This is a genomic window from Paenibacillus terreus (assembly GCF_042138595.1).
Classification (GTDB): Bacteria; Bacillota; Bacilli; order Paenibacillales; family Paenibacillaceae; genus Paenibacillus; species Paenibacillus terreus.
This window is the reverse complement of the sequence record NZ_JBHIRX010000001.1, coordinates 170,663-186,231: the sequence shown is the minus strand read 5'-3', so window position 1 is coordinate 186,231 and position 15,569 is coordinate 170,663. Positions and strand designations below refer to the sequence as shown.

The 15,569-nt window shown below is 47.5% G+C and carries 14 protein-coding genes; 10 read left to right on the top strand and 4 right to left on the bottom strand.

Annotated elements, in window-relative coordinates; genetic code table 11:
* Positions 1 to 82: 82 nt before the first annotated feature.
* Positions 83 to 2,038: a TOMM precursor leader peptide-binding protein gene (locus tag ACE5KN_RS00880; protein WP_375525068.1), complete on the bottom strand. Its 1,956-nt coding sequence runs from the start codon at positions 2,036 to 2,038 to the stop codon at positions 83 to 85.
* Positions 2,035 to 3,480, bottom strand: coding sequence for a hypothetical protein (locus ACE5KN_RS00875; protein ID WP_375525067.1), 1,446 nt, complete (start codon positions 3,478 to 3,480; stop codon positions 2,035 to 2,037). Before ACE5KN_RS00875 ends, ACE5KN_RS00880 begins: the two co-directional genes overlap by 4 nt.
* Before the next feature lie 435 nt (positions 3,481 to 3,915).
* Here ACE5KN_RS00875 and ACE5KN_RS00870 point away from each other — a divergent pair, with 435 nt between their 5' ends.
* The 8 genes from ACE5KN_RS00870 to ACE5KN_RS00835 all read left to right on the top strand — a co-directional run bounded on the left by ACE5KN_RS00870 (position 3,916) and on the right by ACE5KN_RS00835 (position 12,864).
* Positions 3,916 to 4,236, top strand: a complete 321-nt coding sequence (locus tag ACE5KN_RS00870) for a hypothetical protein (RefSeq protein WP_375525065.1) — start codon at positions 3,916 to 3,918, stop codon at positions 4,234 to 4,236.
* A gap of 440 nt (positions 4,237 to 4,676) precedes the next feature.
* Positions 4,677 to 6,194: a spore germination protein gene (locus tag ACE5KN_RS00865; RefSeq protein WP_375525064.1), complete on the top strand. Its 1,518-nt coding sequence runs from the start codon at positions 4,677 to 4,679 to the stop codon at positions 6,192 to 6,194.
* A gap of 30 nt (positions 6,195 to 6,224) precedes the next feature.
* Positions 6,225 to 7,394, top strand: coding sequence for a Ger(x)C family spore germination protein (locus ACE5KN_RS00860; protein WP_375525063.1), 1,170 nt, complete (start codon positions 6,225 to 6,227; stop codon positions 7,392 to 7,394).
* 17 nt (positions 7,395 to 7,411) lie between these two features.
* Entirely contained in the window at positions 7,412 to 7,654 is a 243-nt protein-coding gene (locus tag ACE5KN_RS00855; protein ID WP_375525062.1) for a hypothetical protein, read from the top strand.
* Between the two features lie 21 nt (positions 7,655 to 7,675).
* The gene (locus ACE5KN_RS00850; RefSeq protein ID WP_375525061.1) at positions 7,676 to 8,770 is read left to right on the top strand and encodes a GerAB/ArcD/ProY family transporter; all 1,095 of its coding nucleotides are present in this window, start codon (positions 7,676 to 7,678) and stop codon (positions 8,768 to 8,770) included.
* A gap of 108 nt (positions 8,771 to 8,878) precedes the next feature.
* On the top strand, positions 8,879 to 10,609 hold the full coding sequence (locus ACE5KN_RS00845; protein WP_375525060.1) for a DEAD/DEAH box helicase: 1,731 nt from the start codon (positions 8,879 to 8,881) through the stop codon (positions 10,607 to 10,609).
* A 22-nt stretch (positions 10,610 to 10,631) separates the two neighbouring features.
* On the top strand, positions 10,632 to 11,558 hold the full coding sequence (locus ACE5KN_RS00840) for a YqhG family protein (RefSeq protein WP_375525059.1): 927 nt from the start codon (positions 10,632 to 10,634) through the stop codon (positions 11,556 to 11,558).
* A gap of 229 nt (positions 11,559 to 11,787) precedes the next feature.
* The gene (locus ACE5KN_RS00835; RefSeq protein ID WP_375525058.1) at positions 11,788 to 12,864 is read left to right on the top strand and encodes a hypothetical protein; all 1,077 of its coding nucleotides are present in this window, start codon (positions 11,788 to 11,790) and stop codon (positions 12,862 to 12,864) included.
* Positions 12,865 to 12,920: 56 nt separating this feature from the next.
* Here ACE5KN_RS00835 and ACE5KN_RS00830 read toward each other — a convergent pair whose 3' ends face one another.
* A complete protein-coding gene (locus ACE5KN_RS00830; protein ID WP_375525057.1) occupies positions 12,921 to 13,121 on the bottom strand; it encodes a YqzE family protein in 201 nt (66 codons plus the stop codon).
* A 166-nt stretch (positions 13,122 to 13,287) separates the two neighbouring features.
* Between ACE5KN_RS00830 and ACE5KN_RS00825 the strand changes: the two genes are divergently transcribed.
* Positions 13,288 to 14,016 (top strand): N-acetylmuramoyl-L-alanine amidase, encoded by a 729-nt coding sequence (locus ACE5KN_RS00825; protein WP_375525056.1) that lies wholly within the window; start codon positions 13,288 to 13,290, stop codon positions 14,014 to 14,016.
* On the opposite strand, the gene ACE5KN_RS00820 is transcribed toward ACE5KN_RS00825, so the two are convergent.
* Positions 13,991 to 14,947, bottom strand: coding sequence for a divergent polysaccharide deacetylase family protein (locus ACE5KN_RS00820; RefSeq protein WP_375525055.1), 957 nt, complete (start codon positions 14,945 to 14,947; stop codon positions 13,991 to 13,993). The two genes, ACE5KN_RS00825 and ACE5KN_RS00820, sit on opposite strands and share 26 nt — an antisense overlap.
* A 195-nt stretch (positions 14,948 to 15,142) precedes the next feature.
* Between ACE5KN_RS00820 and ACE5KN_RS00815 the strand changes: the two genes are divergently transcribed.
* Positions 15,143 to 15,568: an SRPBCC family protein gene (locus tag ACE5KN_RS00815; RefSeq protein WP_375525054.1), complete on the top strand. Its 426-nt coding sequence runs from the start codon at positions 15,143 to 15,145 to the stop codon at positions 15,566 to 15,568.
* Position 15,569 lies beyond the last annotated feature (1 nt).

Below are 15,569 nucleotides of genomic sequence, written 5' to 3'. Positions count from 1 at the left end.
ATAAAACAAAATCGCTCAAAACACTGAACGTTTATTCAGTATTTTAAGCGATTGATACAAACTTATCAAGTTTTAAATCATTTTACAAAAAAGGATGGGGATGCTTGTTTAACTCTTCTCTCGTCAGCCTCTTTGTTGTATGCCCGAGCTCTGCAGGAACACGCAGCACCCGGTCCAATCCCTCGAGCCTGGTCAAATGATACCCAAATGTCATGGGCAGCATACCTGGTATCAATACCTTTACACAGTGCAACCCTTTTACAGAAATCTCGGGAGAAGTCTGATCGACTACAATGATATCAAGACCAATTTTCCGAAGCTTCTCCATAAGAGCATATAACTCGTCAACCATATCCACATATGTTGTGAGAGGGGGGAATTGAGCAACCGAAGATTTTGCCCCTTTATTTTCAAGCAAAAAGGATAAACGTTCTTCAGTTTGAGGCAAACAATACAGGAGGGCATGATCCTCCATGTACTGAACTTGATACGGGTCATTAAACATGTCTAAAATTTCATCCTGTCGGATTTTGTACTCTGCTTCGAATCTTGGAATAGCACCTGCCAACTCAAATAAAGCACTTTTAATTGCACGGTTGATATCCACGTGTGCTCCTGCGGAACATAGAAGATTGGGTCCCCCCTGCTTTCTGTTTTTTGCAACAGCCCAGACACTGGGAATGCCATGCTCCATAGTCGAGTTATAGAAGAATACATCATAGCCGGCAACAAATCTCATTCGCTCCATCATAAGCTGCACCATGCTGTCTTGGTTTGCGGACGGTTCAAGGAGGGGAAGCGGCAGCTGAGCATACCAGGTCATCAAAAACGAATCACGTTCAACGATCTCCAGAATACCGTGAAAAATAGCTTCTGCCAGGCTCCCCCCCAATGCGCATCCGTTGGAAAATTCATGAACAAAACCGGCAGTTCCACTGTAATAGGCTAACTGCTCGGGCACAAGAATCGGCTTTTGCTTTGAAAAGGAATATCCCCATACCCAAGGAACAGGAAGATCAGGATCAAAAGGTTGATAGGGAAAGTCCGGCATGGAGTATTGCTCTTGCGAATAGGTGCCTGCCTCAGCCGGATTTATTGCATCTTCCCCAAGCTCGCGATAACTGGCAAAAACGACGTTTTTTTTGCCGCGGGGCGATGTGCCGCACAGTCGTTCCAGCCCTTCGAGGGCTGCTACCGTTTCGCTTGATTTAAAGGACAATGATTTTCCGCCAACGATTTCATCCCCGGAAGGTGAAGGGACTCTCATAGCCACCTCAGCAAAAATGGATGCGGGTATACTCATTTTTTGACTTAGCACACCTGTTCTTTCATCAAAATAGGTCGTTAATAAGTCCCGCTCCAGTTCAGCCTCAGGAATGCAGCGATAGCTGTGTGAGCCGGCTTTCTGGCTTGCACCGAATACAGGCACAGCCAATTGGGGAGAATCCTCCGGCAATTGCCCGCAGCTTGTGCATGTTGGATCAGGGAGAAAGCGATGTGTGTTGATTTCCATTGTTTTCATATTCAGGAGATATATCCGTCCTTCTAATCCACTGCTTCTTCCTGTAATGTATTTGTCGGCCTCTTCCGAAATGAAGCAAGCCATTGGTCTGATTTCACAATCTTGAAGGGGCTTATCCCGTACAATTTTTCCATGAAGAAGCAAACTAAGCTGGGAGTTCAGGATTTCCTCTCTTTCACGGCCGGCATTTAGAAGCCTGTATTCAGCGCATTGCGAGCACCCTGGAATCCCGGGGCGGTTAAGCGGCCCAATGACCCCCTCCTCTTGTGTTATATAACCGGTAATCCAGGCAATGCCCTGTTGCCGAGTCTGTTCCTCCGTCCGGTGCAGTAAATCAGGATTCCAGTCATCCTGCAAAATCAGCGCGAGCTTAAACTCTGACGTGTCCATTGGCATCATGGACTGCCGGACAACAGAATAACTTTCTTTTAACTGATCATGCACGAGCTCAGCCAGCTTCCCGTCTCCAATAATTAGTATTTTATTTCGGGCATGCTGCACACCTTGCACATTCATTTGCAGACCTCCTTGCTCAGGCGTACTCCGTATACCACAAGTTCCTTCAAAAAAGGTTCTACTGCCAAATTGGTGACCAGAACCTGAAATGGATGCAATACAGACAATATGTCTTCAATATCTTGTGCACAGTAACTGGTGCCGGCTTCCGGCAGACATATCTGTTTTGGTTGACCGGCAAGCGAAATCGTTTTGAATGAAATGCTGTCTGACCGTCTATGTCCCGTCTGGATATGTCGAAGAGCTTCAGCCAATACACGGCGTAATGCCAAAGTGGGATTTAAATCGATAGCATAATACCAGGTTCCGTTGGAACGAACCCAGACAATAGGGATGTGAGGATATAAATCTTCACTGTATCCTAAAACCAGATCCTCTGCTAAAGCCCTCAAGGATTCAAGATAATATTTACTGCGCAGATCATGGAGTTTAGACGGTTCAAACGGAACTGCTGCTGGAATAACCCCTTGATACAAATAGTCCAATTCACTTTGAAGCAGGGACTGCAATCCGCGTCCTGCCGCCTCTGAACCAGTCGTTCCCACACCTACATAAGTATTTGGCATTTGATTTGCAAAGAGATGATTGCATAGGCTGGACATATATCTTTCCAGTCCCGATAAGCCTGCTTCTCTCCTCGCCTCATGATGATCAATTCCTGCATGAATCATGATTGGAAGCGTCGTGGAAGGACCATCGGCGAGGGGATCCGCTGTCTGTATGCTGCATAAAGAAAGCGGAAGCTGATCAAAGGAGCTTTCTTCAAGGGAATAAAAAACTCCAGTGCGGGAAGAGACAAGCCCCGTAAGATAATCTTGTAATTGTTCCTCAATCATACTGCTTTGCTCCTGCTTGAAGGGAATGTGGAGGGGGGACCAGCCGGAAAGCGGAATATGCTGAACTGTCAAAGGGTGTTTGAAAAAGGAATGGATTTGCCCGCGGATTGGATCTGCACTCAAGATATAGACACTGTTTTGCAGTTCAGGAATGCCGGTTCTCAGATGCCGTTCCACGTAACAGGATGTTATATGAGACATCATATTTAAAATCGTTGGCGCGGGAGCAGGGGACACCCGGTTTTGCACATGCAGACGCCGCCAACAGGATTCCCAGGATGCATCAGTTTCTTCTATTGTAGTTGGACCAAGAATTCCGTATTCGTGCGTAAACGTTAAAGGCAGGAGGACCTTTTGCTCCTCTATGCAGCAACTGTAAATTTCATGGTAAAGCTCAAGTTTGTTGTTTACTGAAGCAAATAAAACAAAATGAAATGGCTGTACTAGCTCTCTCCATGACATTTCATCTTTCTTTATTATCACGATCCTTCCGTCAGGTTGCTTCCCATTCAGCACTTCATTCATTTCTTCATCCAGCTCGGTTTGAGAGGACGAGCAGTCCTCTGTAATTATGATCGAGAACGGTTCGGGAATGGCCTGAAGCAAAGAGGGAATTAGAAACTTTAGAACCGAGCGGTTGCCTGCAACCAAGAGCCTGTTCATAACACTCCTCCTTTTTTTAGAGCTCGGAAAGTATAAACCTTGAAACGCAAGCTTCCTGAGATCGCATGAATAACTTCCGTTAAACGAGATCTGTCGACTTTGAAGGTACTTCGATAGACATTTGTGCTTTGCTGCCCGGCAAGCTGTAATTAATATATGGCAAACCAATTTTATAGGTCTGGGTTAAACGCCCACTTTCGGGAAATAAGAAGTAACCAATTGAAGGAAAAAACAAAATCCTCCTGCTGCAGGAGGATGAAGTATATACGCCGTGCCGGAAAGCCCGAAAGCGCTAAGACCGACCCACTCGCTGGTAAAGATCCCCTTAATGCCGTCTGAAATGCTGTAGTCTTTAAAAGCCATCTTCTTAAGAAAGCGTTGTCATTTTTTAAGCCAGCCACGCTGCCGGGTCATAAAGCTATAAAAAAACCCGAAGCCACAGCAAAGATTTCTCATTGCCTGGTTCAGGTTGTTCCAGAATTTGCTGATATCACGTTTTTGGAAAACGCCGACAGACGACATCCGTGCAGGAAAATTGAAATAAGTAAATCCAAAAACGAATTAAAAATCGGCCCCTTCGCAAGCAATGCGAACAAGGCCGATTTTTTTAGATGGTATTCCTATTCTATGGATCAATCCATCGTGTACGAAGCCACACACGTAACGGTTGCGCTTCCGCTCTCCGGCGCGAGTGCTTAAAACAGTACATATCAAATTGTCGAAAGTTATATATTACAGGAAGAAAGTACGGCTAATAATTACCAGCAAGATGAAAAGGACCAGAATTATTCCAGTGCTTGTGAACGGGCGAATACCGCCGCAAGAACAAGATCCTGCATAAGACATCTCAAAGTCACCTCCATCAATGAAAACTCACTCCTAAATCCGAGTGATACCTTATCATATCTAAAACGGTACTGTAGTGCGTGGGTATTTAGACCATAACACGGATAAAACATGAGAATAGGCGCCTTTAGCCATCGATTTCAACTTACCTTGTGTACCATAAAGATAAATGACTTTACGGATTAAAAAGCCTAAGCCCGGTTCAATATTAAAAAAGCTTCGAACAGCATGAATGAGTCCAAATTGAGCTGGAAATAATCTAACCATAGTTTTTACTTCAGGAGGTTAACAGCGTGAACCAGACGAGCTTTTCCGGGACTCGTTCAGAAACGGATATCCAGCCGATTTCACCCGTTTTGGAATCTAATTTAAAGTGGATCAAAACGCGTTTTGAAGACTGCGCCGATCTATCCGTTTTTCAATGGCACTTTGGACCGGAGCTCCGGCACACAGCATTTTCCGTTTATTTCGAAACGTTATTCGAGAATAAAACATTAAATTTTATGAAAGCATCGCTTCAGGACCTTGTTCCCCCCGAAGAAAACCCTATAAATTCTGTCACTCCCGAAGATGTAATTCGCTTTTTCAGCAACCACGGTGTTTCTTCACAATATGCCAAGCTTGTAAACAATTTGAAGGAAACCATTGATGATATTGTTACAGGACATCTTGTTATCTTTTTTAATGGCTGGGACCAAGCTTTATCTTACAAAATGGCTTCACTAATAACCAGGCAAGTGACCGAACCGAACGCAGAATCCGTGGTTCATGGACCCCGCGAGAGTACAGTTGAAAATTTGCAAAAGAATATCGGTATGTTACGGCAGCGGCTAAAAACGCCTAATTTTAAATTAGAAAGATTTACGCTTGGAGCAGAAACCAAAACTGAAATTAATATCGCTTATTTGATAAATGCAGTTAACTTGGAGGTCTTAGCTGAGTTAAAAAAGCGAATTTCCGGAATGAAGCAAGTCAATGTTCTTGATTCCTCTTTTATTGAAGAGTGGATTGAGGATTCGACTTATTCTCCGTTCCCTCAATACCGCTATACAGAACGGCCGGATACTGCTACGGCGGCTTTGTTGGATGGCAAAATCATCATAGTTGTCGAGGGTACAGGTTCGATTTTAATATGTCCGGGACTTTTTACAGAAATGTATCAATCCTCGGAAGACTTTTACCAAAGAAGTATAATGTCCTCTCTAATTCGCCTGATGAGGATCGTTGCATTTTTTATGGCTTTAAGCTTGCCCAGCATGTATATTGCTTTAACGACTTTTCATCCGGAATTGATTCCTACCGTCCTTTTACTTGCCATCATGAATGCGCGTGAAGGGATTCCTTTCCCTGCATTTGTTGAAGCAGCTATCATGGAATTTTTCTTTGAACTTCTTCGGGAAGCCGGAGCGCGATTACCAAGACAGATTGGCGCGACAATTAGTATTGTCGGCGCTCTCGTTATTGGTGAAGCGGCCATATCTGCAGGTATTGCCTCCCCAACGATGGTCGTGGTCGTTGCATTAACCGGAATTGCTTCTTTTGCCATTCCTCAATACAACATGGCTACCGCTTTAAGAATTTTAAAGATTCCACTCATGATTTTAAGCACAGTCCTGGGCGGATTCGGTCTGATGATAGGTTTTCTCTGGATCTTGCTGCATTTAACGAGTCTCAGATCCCTTGGGCAGCCATATCTAACCCCTTTGGCTCCTCTTCAACCTAAACAATTATTGGATACGCTCATTCGTGCCCCGTTAAAAATTTTACTGCGTTCACCACGCAGCAAGCTGATATTCGGATCTAAAAAATAAAAGGCAATTTTATTGAAAGAAGGCTTTATGATGCGGAAAATTGCAGTTGCCGGCTGTATGATGGTCTGCGTTCTATTGCTGCCGGGTTGCTGGGATAAGTCAGAACTTACGGACAGGTGTTTTGTCTTAGGGCTTGCTGTCGATAAAGCCGACCATGGAATGGTTGATCTTACCATGCAAGTATACAAACCCCTACATTCTGGTGGTTCAGAAGGAAAACAAGGCGGAAGTATATCCTATATCAATGTGAAAACTAAGGGTAATACGATGTTTGACGGGATTCGGGATATTATCCTTCATACAGGACGCAAAGGGCAATGGAGTCATTTGAAGGCTATCATTATAGAAGATCAGTTAGTACAAATTTATTCTGTCGGTCAGCTTTTGGATTTCTTTTACCGGGATCACGAGGCTAGACTTAGTTCTTCGTTTTTTATTGCCCAAGGGAAAGCAGCGCAATATTTGAAGATGAAGCCCTTAATCGAAAAAACAGAAAGTCAACAATTAATGCAAATCACAAAATATTCCAATCAAGGAAATTACAAAACGACCGAAACTTCTTTACTTGATCTTTTCCTCGGACTTCGCAGCCAGACGGGGATTTCGTTAGTTCCTTACATCACAAAAGTCGGAGAAAAAGGAGAAGAGCTGGTTGCTAACGGAATGGCAGTCTTAAAAAAAGGAAAATGGAAGGGGATCGTTTCTGCTCAAGATTCACGAATGATACATATGTTGCTTAGTCAGTACAAGGGTGGAATTATCCGCGTTCCGTGCGAAATACAACGCGATTCGGGCAATGCAAGCGACAATTCCCTTGAAGTATTATCCATCCATTCCAAACTAAAACCACAAATTGAAGGTGAAGCAGTCAAACTTCAAATATTCGTTAAGCTCTCAGGAGCTCTTGGTGAAATGAGATGCACGAAATTAAAAACTCCGGAAGATGAAAAAAAATTTACTGAAGCCGCTGCTCGGACAATTGAACAATCTCTAAGAAAAACTTTGAACCGAATGACCCAAAAGAAATTAGACCTCATTGGATTAGGAGACCGGATTTATCGTAAAGATCCAGCTCTATGGAAACGGTGGAAGCGGAATTGGGGTGAGCGTTTCGCTGATACTCAATTCGACATTAAAGTAAAAGTTGAAATAAAGAATAGCGGAACTGCATCACCAAAACCACTTTCGATGGACAGGTAGCGAAGGAGCACGAACGAATGGCTGAAAAAATGATGGTTGTCATGTCGAGTTATTTGTTAATGACGCTCTATAATCTTGCCAAAATAAAGAAAATGGCACTGCGCGACAAGATCGCATATGAAGTAACCGTTATTGTCTCCATTTATCTTGGTATTGAGTATGTTGGGGAATTTGGAATGCCTATTCTTCATGACATTGCATTATGGCTGTATAAAGATTGGGGTCATAGCATTGTCGAGTATTTAGAAAAATATTCGTAGAAAAGGAGCCGCATAATCTTTATGAATAAGCAGATCATTAGTCAACAACAATTGATCGTATTGTTTTTTGTTTATTTGACTGGCTCAGCTAGTGTAAACCTTCCCGGTCCGTTAATTGGATTCGCCCATAACGGTGTGTGGATATCTCTGCTGCTCTCCGGCGCGGTTGCCATGATTCAATTGCTGCTTGTCCTTTACTTGGATAAGGAATATCCCGGACAATCTTTTAATGAATATAGCCAAGCTGTTTTGGGAACCTGGCCCGCCATTATTATTCTTATCCCGTTTATTTCACTTTTGTTTGAAATGAGTACGGATATCGTATTTGAAGTAGGCAAATATGCTAACAGTTCTTTAATGAGGGAAACTCCCCAATACGTATTCGATATCTTTATCTTCACCACAGTGGCCATAACTGTACGTGCAGGGATTGAAGTCATGAGCAGAATGTTTACCATTTTAATCATCATCGTGATGCTGTTCATCTTCTTAACGATGTTGTTGTCCTTTCCTAATTATCACAGCGAATTTCTTCTGCCTATTCTTCCTGACGGAATCAAACCTGTACTTCATGGCGCCTACCTTTCATATGGTTTCACCCACGCAGAACCGGTCTTACTCGCCCTGCTTCTTCCTTTTGTTCGTCGTCCGACCCGGGATTTGCATAAAAAGCTGATTATTGTGTTTGGTATCAGCGTGATCACATTGATTGCGGTCACGATATCAACCATTCTTGTCTTCGGACCCCTAGCCGGGGAAAGAAAGTATTCGATGGTAGAGGTTGCACGAATGATTGATATAGAGCCTATTATTCAGCGGGTAGAATTTATTGTTGGGATAGCCTTAATCGTAGGTTCTTACATGAAAGCTTGCATTATTCTTTTCATATTAAATCAATTAATCGTACGTATATGTAAATTAAAGGATGAGAAATTACTCATATTTCCGTTAACTTTTATCAATATGATATGTGCTTTTATTTTACACAGAAGCGAAACAAGATTGACGGAGCACATCACGGTAATCCTGCCTCTTTGGAAGCTGACCGGATTCACCATTCCTTTGTTGATCGTGGTTGCAATTCATCTGCTGAAGAGAAAAAAACACTTCATCTAATAGAGCTTCCCTGTCATTCTTCCGCTGCTATGTTATGAACTTTCTGCTTTAGGTCCATACTAATACCTACGAGTATCCTGCCATTAGCCTCAGGAAGGAGGATCGATTGTGAGACCATCGACAAATTCAACTGCTGTTCCAACTTCCCCGCATGAGCTGCCTGTCCCCGTCCATTTCGACCGTTCGTGGGCAGAGGAGCTGGACGCCAGAGTGCGCAAAGGAGGGCCCTGGGGGGACTGGGAGCTGTTCAGGCTCGCTATTGAAGCCGAGGAGGCCAACATCGTACCAAGCTTTGATGAGCTTCAGTGTCTCAAGCATCTGCAGGGGCTGACCCCCCTGCCGCACCAGTTGGACACGGCCCGGAAGGTACTGTTCGAAATGTCCGGACGCGCCATTCTCGCCGACGAAGTCGGACTTGGCAAAACAATCGAAGCCGGCATGATTCTGAAAGAATATCTTATTCGCGGCCTCGCATCCAAAGTGCTGATTCTGGTTCCCGCTTCGCTGGTGCTGCAGTGGGTCCGGGAGCTGAACCACAAATTCGGCATCCCGGCCGTCGCCCAGAAGAAAGCCCATTCCTGGTACTCCGATGTGGTCGTTGCTTCTATGGATACAGCCAAGCGGGAGCCGCATTGTGATATTTTGCTGGATACGGATTATGATTTGCTGATCATTGACGAGGCCCACAAGCTGAAGAACAAAAAAACGACCAACTACCAGTTCATTACCAAGCTGCGCAAAAAATACTGCCTGCTGCTGACGGCGACACCCGTACAGAACGATTTATCCGAGCTTTTTAATCTGATCAACCTGCTCAAGCCCGGACAGCTCGGCAGACAGGGAGATTTCGCGGCCAACTTCGTAGTCGACAAGCGTCTGCCCAAGAACGAGGAGCAGCTAAAAGACGAATTGGCCAAGGTCATGATCCGCAACCGGCGTGGAGAAGGACCCGTGCAATTTACAAAAAGGAATGTATCCAACATCAACCTGGCGCTATCGCCTGATGAACAGAATCTGTACGACGGAGTCACCTCCTTCGTTAAAGATCAGTATCAGGCAAATGGCGGCAATCTGAGCAGCATGCTCTCTATGGTGACGCTGCAGCGGGAAGTGTGCAGCAGCCGTGATGCGGTGTTCATCACCCTCGTCAATCTCGCCAAAAAGCTGGCGCCGGACTCCCCGCTACGCGACCGCATCTGGGATCTTGTCGCGGCGATCAAAGCGGTCAAATCCAATACCAAGGCGGAAAAGACGCTTGAGCTGATCCGCGAAATGAATGATAAAGTTATTATTTTCACGGAATACCGGGCTACCCAGGAATATCTGCTGAACTACTTCAGGGAACGCGGGCTTACGGCCGTCCCTTATCGCGGGGGAATGAACCGGGGACGCAAAGACTGGATGATGGACCTCTTTCGCGGGCGGGTGCAGGTCATGATTGCGACCGAAGCCGGTGGCGAAGGAATCAACCTGCAGTTCTGCAACCAGATGATCAACTTTGATCTTCCCTGGAACCCCATGCGGGTCGAGCAGCGGATCGGCCGGGTGCACAGGCTGGGCCAGCAGAACGATGTCCACATTTACAACCTGTCCACGACAGGCACGATTGAAGAGCATATCCTGAACCTGCTGCATGAAAAAATCAATATGTTCGAGCGGGTCATCGGCGGCCTGGACGTCATTCTCGAACGGCTCGAGCAGCGCGAGTCCATTGAAAAAAGCCTGTACAAAATTATGCTGGAGTCCGGCAGTGAAGAAGAAATCCGCAGCAAACTGCATTCCCTCGGCCGTTCCCTTGATTCCATCAAACAGGAGGTAGAGCGGGAAGGCCACAGCTGACATATGAAAGGAGAACGTTAACTTGTCCATGAGTCCTGACGAGATCCTGCGTTATGTAATGGCTTACCTTCGCTCCACCGGCTGCAGCATTATTGAAAAGTCACCGGCACATGTCACCGTCAAGCTGTCTCCCGAGGCGGATAAAGCGCTGACGAACCGGCCGTATTACTGGAGCTATGTTGAACGTACCGGGGTGCCGGCGGAAACGATGTCGTATACGTTTGTGTTTGATCCGGCTGCATATGAGCAGCTGCAGCAGAACAGCACTCCCGCAGCCGCCAATCCAGATCCGAACGGGCTGGTTGCCCGTTATTTCGGAGCGGCCCCGGCTTTGCCTCAGCTCGGTCCGAACCGGATTCTGCGCGAGGATGTCAGCTTTGGCAGCAGAAGGCTGCAGCAGATTTTTGCCGCAGCCCGCGAAGGAGGGCGTTATGTCAACCTGTTCGAGCAGGCCGGGCCCGAGCAGCTCGACGCGCGCAGGCCGGTAAAGTATGAGACCTGGCTGGGCGTATGCTTCAAGGTGGAATTTGTCTGCGACCTGAAGCGGGAAGAACTGCACTTTCTCGGCATTTCCATGCGGACTGGCCAGATTCAGGGGGACTTCGGCAAGCTGCTGGCCGGCAAGGAGCTCAGCCCGCAGCTTGCAGGCAATATGCATATTCCGACAGCCAAGCTGCCGCTTGCAGCGGCGGCGGCACAGCTGGAAGCCTATCTGCTGGAGGAGATCCGGGAGCGGGATTACCAGTGGTCGGAGCTGGCGAGAGAACGCCTGACTGAAGAGCTGGCGGTCATCGACCTGTATTACGAGGATTTGCTGAAGGAACCCGACGAAGCCAAACGGACGGCTGTGCAGGAGCAGCACAGCGCGCGCCGTCAGGAAATGTCCTGGCAGTATGAGCCGAAGGTGCAAATTTCCGCAATTAACTGCGGGCTCTTCCATCTCCGCTGAGGACATAACCTTTCAAAATTCAACGGAGCCGGCTGCCGGATGCCACCATTCGTGCGATTCCGGCCTTTCGTTTGCTGTCGTAAGACGCTTGTATCTTTAAATCGACAGCAGTATGTGCCTTTCTTTATGGCCCGTCCGGCGACAGCAAGCAGCAGTCTTCTCGCTGCGCCCGGTTTATGCTTATCATACGACACTTTGCAGAAATGTATATGAAAGAGGTGGAAATCCAATGAAACGCAGAAGCGCATCCGGCAAAGGGATGGGACTTGTCGCTGCGGCCATCATCGCTTTTACAGCGGCTGGGCTGTGCTCCCTGCCCGTCCGTGCAGAAACGGATGGACAAGCTATTGTCTCCTCCAGTGTGGCGGCAAAGCTGTCAGATGTCCAGCCCCGTCAAAGTCAGCCTGACGCAGACAGCAAAAGTGATATCGGCAGCCTCTCAAGACAAGCCTCTTCCGGCAGTGCCGCACCAAAGGCTGTGAAGCTCACGGCCGAAGCAGCCCGCGCCTCGCTGGCCAGTCAACCGCAGTTTAGAGGCTGGGAGAACGCCGATTTAACCTACAACCCGCTGGGTCCGGGCACACACTCCTGGCTCGTACTGGTGCAGGACGCGGGAGAGCCTGCGGGTTATATGATCATAACCCAGAACAAGGACGGTTCTTTCAAGTTAAATGAATACGGCTCCGGCAGCCTTCCTCCCTTCAGTCTGAATATATTGCAGCCTGTCCTGCAATCGCTCGCGGCGGCGGATCAGACCACCATGGACAAGATCCGGGTGACACCCGTGTATGAGGAGCCTGCGCTCGCTTATTGGAAGATCCAATCCCCTGCTGGGGAGCCCCTCTTATACATAGACGCTTTTACCGGACAGGATTTGCCCCTGGGGGAACCCGGCTGGAGAAATAAACTTAAACAGGCAGGCTCTACCGGTACAAGTTCTGCCGGTACAGCCTCACCGCTTACAGATATCGCTTTGATTGTTACCGATTCCGCCCCGGCGGACGCCAGCCCTTATACGGACCTGGCTTGGCTGAAGCAAAAACCGCTTTCACTTCACAGCGGCCGTGAATTTGAAGAAGCGCTGCAAGCATCTCCCAACATGATGATGATTTACAGCGCTCAAGGGCTTAATTATGTATTTAATTCTCCTTTTACCGTGAACGGATACCAGCAATGGGCCTCAGGGAATCATACTGCACCCGAAAGCCTTTATATACGGACGAATTATACCGGTCTAACTACACGTTACCTGCCGTTTAACCGCCTTGCGGCTGCAGGCGCATTTTATACAATCGAGGAAAAATGAATCATTGCAGACCGAATAGCCCGCTCCATATCCGGACCCGGGCTTGTCGGTTGGGACTATCTTCCCGCCTTCTGTTTTCTGTCTTCGCTGCGCGAAGATTTGAGCCACATGGAGAATGAGAACGGAAGCATGCCGAACCAGCGCGTCCGCCACGGTTCTTTCTCCATTCTCCGGGCACGCCGGACATCACGGGGCAGTTCCATATATTTTACGACCTGCTCCGTAATATACCGGACAAGCTCGTCGCTTTTGGCCATCTTGTCAACCTCCTTGCCGCCTCTTGCGTGGCAGCGTTTTTTCCCCTCCCATACTCAGCATGCGCATTTCCCCGCCAAACTAAACAGGTTTGAGATAACATGCATGGATTGACATAAATAACACATGCTACTATCAGACCAATTTGTTCCCCGGGAGGAAATCAAGATGCAGCTTCCGACTCCTTTTGTATACAAAAAAAGACTGTCTGTGATATTGCTGGCCGTCTTGGCCATACTTTCGGCCGGTGAGTCCTGTTCTGCCGCGGCAGCTTCCCCATCCAATGAGCGTGATGAGCAGCTTCCCCATCTGTTTTTCAGCAGACCGGTAGTCATTATTGATGCAGGCCATGGAGGAATTGACGGGGGCACAAGCTACAAGGGTATTCTTGAAAAGGATATTAACCTGAAAATCGCCCAAAAATTATATCTTTTCCTCCGCAGCAGCGGTTATGAGGCCGTTCTCAACCGTAGCGGGGATTACGCTCTCAGTGACGATAACCGTTGGCTCAAGTCCTCAAGGCACCGCAGGGATTTGGCACAGCGGAAAAGTCTGGCCGATGAGCTGCCGACCACGATGCTTGTCAGCCTTCATGTCAACTGGAACAGGAACAGCAACAAAAGCGGGCCTGTCGTTCTGTACCAGAACGTTGCCGAAAGCTTTCTGCTCGCGGATTCGATCCAGCAACATCTAAACAGCCTCTACCGTTCTTCCCGCCTGCCCATGTACGGCAAGCCGTTTTACCTGCTGAACCAGATCAAACAGCCTGCCGTCATTGTGGAGACGGGTTTTATCAGCAATGAGCGTGACCGGAAGCTGCTGTGCGATTCTGCCGCCCAGAAGCAGATTGCATCCGCCATAGCGGATGGAATTATGGCGCACTTAACGGCATGGTAGGCTCCGGTGTCCAGCCCCAGACTGTGCTCACAAGCCGTCTGATTCCGACCAGCTCCGTTTTTTTCTGCAGCTCGGGTATGGACTGGCGCAGCACGGAAGAGGTATACAATCCAGGCATTCCGACATGGCCGATCATGACGCAGGTATCATGGGAATTCAGCCAATTGGAGACAGCGTTCATCTGCCTGGATACATGAGTCAGCGTATATACATCGTCCAGGAAGATATCGTTATGAACGGGAGGCAGCCCTTTTTCCGAAGCAAGCTCATCCACCACCGATTTATGGTTCGTGCGGCTGTCGACAAAGAACATGCCTCTCTCCTTGCACACATCCAGGATGACAGACATAATCCGGCGGTCAGCCGTAATCTTGGAGCCCATATGGTTGTTGATGCCGACGGCATGCGGTACCTCATCAATGGCAGCCTCCACCCTGGTGCGTACCTCCTCGTCCGTCATGCCCGACATAATGGCGCCGGGTCCCAGCCATTCCTTCTTACCCTTGTTTGGCTCCATGGGCAGATGAACAAGCACGTCATGTCCTTTGCGGTGAGCTTCCTCGGCATCCTGCTTAGTAGTGGGCAGAAACGGCATGACGGCAACAGTAATGTGCGCAGGCAGATCCAGCATCTCCTTGGTCCCCTTCATTCCGTTGCCAAAGTCGTCCACAATAATCGCCGTCAGCTTACGAGACTGTCCCGGATAGTGTTCAGCGCTTCCCTTATTTCCTTCCTTTTGACCGGCATGCACAGGATCAGGGGCAACGGAATTCGTATAGTCTGCTGCAAATATGGGGGAAACGGCGTTCATAACCATCCCGACGCAAAGAAATATCCCAAGGGCTAAATAAAGATTTTTGAAGCGCAAGCCTGCTGAACAGGCGGCAATATAATACTTAAGATGCTTTGCAAGTCTTTTCAACATCTTCATGTCCTTTACCCCTCCTCTAAGCTTGCTTTCATTGTTTGAGAAAGGAGGCGCAAATATGTATGTATTTGCACTACAAGAAATGGAACCCAATTAATCCCTGGTTAGAATAAATGGCTTGTTCTTGAAATACAACACCATATGGTGTTACTATTAAAAAGCGAAACCAAAAGGTGTTATAAATCCAGGAGGTCAATCATGTCAACTCAAGGAGCTTTACCCGAAATTCGTAAAACCGTCATTCTGAATGCTCCCATTGAAAAGGTATGGAAAGCCGTTGCCACATCGGAAGGCATAGCCGCATGGTGGATGCCCAATACGTTTGAACCGGTAGAAGGCCATGAATTTATTCTGTATGCCGGCCCATTTGGCGATTCTCCCTGCAAAGTCACCGAGATTAATCCCTACCGCCGTGTTTCATTCAAATGGGGAAAGGACTGGCAGCTCACTTTTGAATTATCCGAGCTAGACAATGGTAAAACAGAATTCACGCTCATCCATTCGGGCTGGGACGAAGCTCAGGTTACCGAATTTGGACAACCTCATCCGGTTGTGCGCGGAATCATGGACGGCGGCTGGGAGAATATTGTCAAAAACAAGCTTGTTGAATATGTTGAGGGATAAA

Coding starts and splice junctions, on each gene's coding strand:
- ACE5KN_RS00850 (WP_375525061.1), top strand. CDS start 7,676: ATGAATAAGCAGATCATTAGTCAACAACAATTGATCGTATTGTTTTTT.
- ACE5KN_RS00830 (WP_375525057.1), bottom strand. CDS start 13,121: ATGGCCAAAAGCGACGAGCTTGTCCGGTATATTACGGAGCAGGTCGTA.
- ACE5KN_RS00860 (WP_375525063.1), top strand. CDS start 6,225: ATGCGGAAAATTGCAGTTGCCGGCTGTATGATGGTCTGCGTTCTATTG.
- ACE5KN_RS00825 (WP_375525056.1), top strand. CDS start 13,288: ATGCAGCTTCCGACTCCTTTTGTATACAAAAAAAGACTGTCTGTGATA.
- ACE5KN_RS00835 (WP_375525058.1), top strand. CDS start 11,788: ATGAAACGCAGAAGCGCATCCGGCAAAGGGATGGGACTTGTCGCTGCG.
- ACE5KN_RS00880 (WP_375525068.1), bottom strand. CDS start 2,038: ATGAATGTGCAAGGTGTGCAGCATGCCCGAAATAAAATACTAATTATT.
- ACE5KN_RS00855 (WP_375525062.1), top strand. CDS start 7,412: ATGGCTGAAAAAATGATGGTTGTCATGTCGAGTTATTTGTTAATGACG.
- ACE5KN_RS00820 (WP_375525055.1), bottom strand. CDS start 14,947: ATGAAGATGTTGAAAAGACTTGCAAAGCATCTTAAGTATTATATTGCC.
- ACE5KN_RS00815 (WP_375525054.1), top strand. CDS start 15,143: ATGTCAACTCAAGGAGCTTTACCCGAAATTCGTAAAACCGTCATTCTG.